Below are 3,532 nucleotides of genomic sequence, written 5' to 3'. Positions count from 1 at the left end.
CGACACCGCCCGCAGCGTGGCGCTGTTCCCGGTGCGGGTCCCGGACAAGCTCGGCGCGCCCGAGCGGGTGGAACTGGGCGACCCGGATCCGGCCGGCGCGCCCCGGGTGGTCACGCTGGTCTACCGCGGCGGCACGGTCCGGCTCGACGAGTTCGACGGCGGGGTCAGCCCGTTCTTCTTCAAGTCCGCCCCCGAGGCCCAGTGGACCGACGTGGCCGGGGCGGACGCGATCTGGCTGCCGCAGCCGCATCCGGTGACCTACGTCGGGCGCGACGGCATCGAGCGCGTCGAGACGGCCCGGCTGGCCGGACCCACGCTGGTCTGGACCAGCGGGGACCTCACCTATCGCCTGGAGGGCTTCACGGATCTGGAGGAGGCGCGCACGGTCGCGCTGTCGCTGCGCTGAGGCCCAAGAGTCAGACGTATGAACGGCGTCCGGGCCGGGTAGGCGCGGCTCATGGCACGCTACGGCGACGAAGTGGCATCCCTGGCGACCCCGCTGCGGGACCCCGGTGACCTCGACGAGCTGGTCGAACGGGCCGGCCCGGCCCGGGTCGTGCTGCTGGGCGAGGCGAGCCACGGCACCCACGAGTTCTACACCTGGCGGGCGGCACTCACCCGCCGGCTGATCGAGGAGCAGGGCTTCTCGTTCGTCGCGGTCGAAGGGGACTGGCCCGACTGCGCCCGGGTGGACCGCAGCGTGCGGGGACTGCCGGGCGAGCCCGGGGATCCGCGTGAGGCGCTGCTGGGGTACGACCGGTGGCCGACGTGGATGTGGGCCAACGAGGAGGTGACCGACTTCTGCCGGTGGCTGCGGGCGGGCAATGAGAGCCGGGAGCGGCCGGTGGGCTTCCACGGCCTGGACGTGTACTCGCTGTGGGAGTCGCTGCGCGAGATCCTGGTGCACCTGCGTGAGCACGACCCGGATCAGGTGCCGGCCGCGCTGGCCGCGTACCGGTGCTTCGAGCCGTTCGCCGAGGACCCGCAGTCGTACGCGTGGGCCACCCGGTTCGTGTCGGCAACCTGCGAGAACGAGGTGGTGGACCTGCTGGTGCGGCTGCGCGAGCGGGCGACGGCCGCGGCGGGGGAGTTCGCCGCCTGGCAGAACGCCGAGGTGGTCGTGGGTGCCGAGCACTACTACCGGGCGATGGTGCACGGCGGCCCGCGCTCGTGGAACGTCCGCGACCGGCACATGGACGAGACCCTGGACCGGCTGCTGACCCACTACGGCCCCGAGGCCAAGGCGGTCGTATGGGCGCACAACACCCACGTGGGCGACGCCCGGGCGACGGACCAGTCCCGGCACGGCGAGAACACGCTGGGCGAGCTGGCCCGCGACCGCTACGGCCGGGACCGGGTGGTGCTGGTGGGCTTCGGTACGCACCGCGGCTCGGTGATCGCGGGTGACTCGTGGGGCGCGCCGATGCGGGAGATGGCTGTGCCGCCGGCCCGGCCGGACTCCCTGGAGGACGTGCTGCACGCGACGGCACCGTCCCGCGCGCTGTTCGTCTTCCCCGAGGACGGCCCGGCCCTGCTGACGGATGAGCTGGCCCACCGCGCGATCGGCGTGGTCTACCGCCCGGACCGCGAACGCTGGGGCAACTACGTCCCGACGGTGCTGGGCGAACGCTACGACGCCTTCCTGTGGTTCGACGAGACCCAGGCGGTCCGCCCGCTGCACCCCGCGACCATCGACACCCGGGAACCCGAGACCTTCCCCTCGGGCGTTTGACCTATCTTCCTAGGACGCGATAGGCGGTGTGAGCCCGAACCGAACGGCAACCGTGGCGCCCCCGTTCTGCGCTCCCCGGCTTCGGCGGAAGCCCGAAGGGGATGGCATGACCGACACGCAGATCGTTGAGCTGGGGCTGCAGGCCATGACCATCGCCGCGAAGATGTGCGCGCCGGTGCTGTTGACGGCGTTGCTGATCGGTTTCGCGATCTCGCTGTTCCAGTCGGTGACGCAGATCCAGGAGGCGACGCTGTCGTTCGTCCCGAAGGCGGTCGGCGTCGGCGCGGCGATCCTGTTCTCGGGCAACTGGATGCTGCACGAGATGGTCACCTTCACGACGCAGCTGTTCGAGAAGATCCCGACGCTCGTCGGCTGACCTCCCGAGCATCGAAAAAGGGCCGCCCGATGGGCGGCCCTTTTCGTGTCTCCAGGATCAACCGATCTTCAGCAGGTACGCGTCCAGCGCCGCGTAGCTCTGGTTCGCCCCGGCCTCCATGCCCGACTGGAGCATGCCGTCGCGGTCCTCCTGCGAGTCGAACGTGCTCGACGCGGTCACCGTGGTCTTGCCGTCCTCCTCGGTGAAGACGAACTTCTCCACCAGGACGTGGCCGGCCATCGGCTCGTACTCGAACGTCCAGGTGTAGGAGTCGGGTGCCGAGATCTCCCGGAACTCGCCCCGGAAGGCGTGCTCCTGGCCGTCGGAGGTCTCCACGAAGCGCCACTTGCCGCCGACCCGGAAGTCGATCGACACGTCGAGCGGGTTGCCCCGGCCCCACCAGTGCCGCAGGTGCTCGGCCTCGGTGTGCGCGGCGAAGACGAGCTCCTTGGGGGCGTTGAACGTGCGGCTCATGACCAGTTCGGTGGGGGTCGGGGTGCTGACCGTGATGGTGCTCATGACTGCTCCTTCTGCAGGTCGTCCAGGTATCCGCCGAGCGTGTCGTAGCGCTCTTCCCAGAGGCGCCGGTACTGCTCGACCCAGCCCGCGATGTCGCGCAGCGGGGCGGGTTCGATCCGGCAGCGCCGCCATTGGGCCTCGCGGGTCCGGGCGATCAGGCCGGCGCGCTCGAGCACGTTCAGGTGCTTCGAGATCGCCTGCAGGCTGATCGGGAAGGGCTCCGCGAGTTCGTTGACCGTCGCCTCGCCGCGGGCCAGCCGGGCGAGGATCGCCCTGCGGGTCGGATCGGCGAGGGCGGCGAAGACGCCGCTGATCGGGTCGGCCGTCGTCATGCTCAACCACCTGGCTTATCAACTAGTCGGTTAATCAACCGATAGGTTGAGAATACCGCTGGGCGCGGTGATGTCAAGAAGCGAAGGCGACGATTTCGCGCAGGCTGGGGGAGTAGCCGTCGGTGGTGTCCACCGTCAGCGTCGGCACCGGCAGGCTGATCGGCTCCCAGGTCGCCTCGCCGGCGTCCATCCGGCGCAGCAGACCGGCATCGTCGTGGGCGGCGCGGTTCGCCGTGGTCCGCAGCCGGTCGGTGATCCGGCTGCGGGCGGTCGACGGCGTGACCGAGCAACGTACGACCCGGATCCGGGCCAGGCCGGTCAGCGGAGCCAGCCCGGGCTGCCACAACTTGTCCTGGAACGCGGCCTCGGCCACCGTCGTCACGCCGGCCCGCACCAGCAGGGTCAGGACGTCGAAGAAGGTGGCCAGGGTGTGCAGCATGCCGGGGTCAGGTGTCCCGGCCCGCACCACGCCTTCGCGGATCTCGTCGCGGCAGATCGCCGGGCAGCCGAGCTCGCGGGCCAGCGCGTGGGCCAGGGTGGTCTTGCCGCTGCCGGGTGGCCCGCTGACCACGA

General features: G+C 70.9%; 5 protein-coding genes and 1 pseudogene. 3 read left to right on the top strand and 3 right to left on the bottom strand.

Translation table 11 applies throughout. The features are described 5' to 3' along the window. The 3 genes and pseudogenes from AB0C29_RS38790 to fliQ form a co-directional block, all read left to right on the top strand. Window positions 1-406 (top strand): annotated as a pseudogene (locus tag AB0C29_RS38790) (hypothetical protein); the annotation flags it as partial. A 51-nt stretch (window positions 407-457) separates the two neighbouring features. Next, entirely contained in the window at window positions 458-1,732 is a 1,275-nt protein-coding gene (locus AB0C29_RS38785; protein ID WP_360831451.1) for an erythromycin esterase family protein, read from the top strand. A 106-nt stretch (window positions 1,733-1,838) separates the two neighbouring features. Continuing rightward, the gene (fliQ, locus tag AB0C29_RS38780) at window positions 1,839-2,108 is read left to right on the top strand and encodes a flagellar biosynthesis protein FliQ (protein WP_212990639.1); all 270 of its coding nucleotides are present in this window, start codon (window positions 1,839-1,841) and stop codon (window positions 2,106-2,108) included. A gap of 57 nt (window positions 2,109-2,165) precedes the next feature. Here fliQ and AB0C29_RS38775 read toward each other — a convergent pair whose 3' ends face one another. The 3 genes from AB0C29_RS38775 to AB0C29_RS38765 form a co-directional block, all read right to left on the bottom strand. Further along, entirely contained in the window at window positions 2,166-2,627 is a 462-nt protein-coding gene (locus AB0C29_RS38775; RefSeq protein WP_360831448.1) for an SRPBCC family protein, read from the bottom strand. Further along, window positions 2,624-2,959, bottom strand: coding sequence for a metalloregulator ArsR/SmtB family transcription factor (locus AB0C29_RS38770; protein WP_360554380.1), 336 nt, complete (start codon window positions 2,957-2,959; stop codon window positions 2,624-2,626). Before AB0C29_RS38770 ends, AB0C29_RS38775 begins: the two co-directional genes overlap by 4 nt. 73 nt (window positions 2,960-3,032) lie before the next feature. Beyond that, window positions 3,033-3,532: AAA family ATPase (locus AB0C29_RS38765; RefSeq protein WP_360831445.1), on the bottom strand; the 500-nt coding region annotated here is incomplete at its 5' end.

The sequence above is a fragment of the Actinoplanes sp. NPDC048791 genome (genome assembly GCF_040650095.1).
In the GTDB taxonomy this organism is placed as follows: Bacteria; Actinomycetota; Actinomycetes; order Mycobacteriales; family Micromonosporaceae; genus Actinoplanes.
This window is presented reverse-complemented; position numbering and strand designations above follow the sequence as displayed.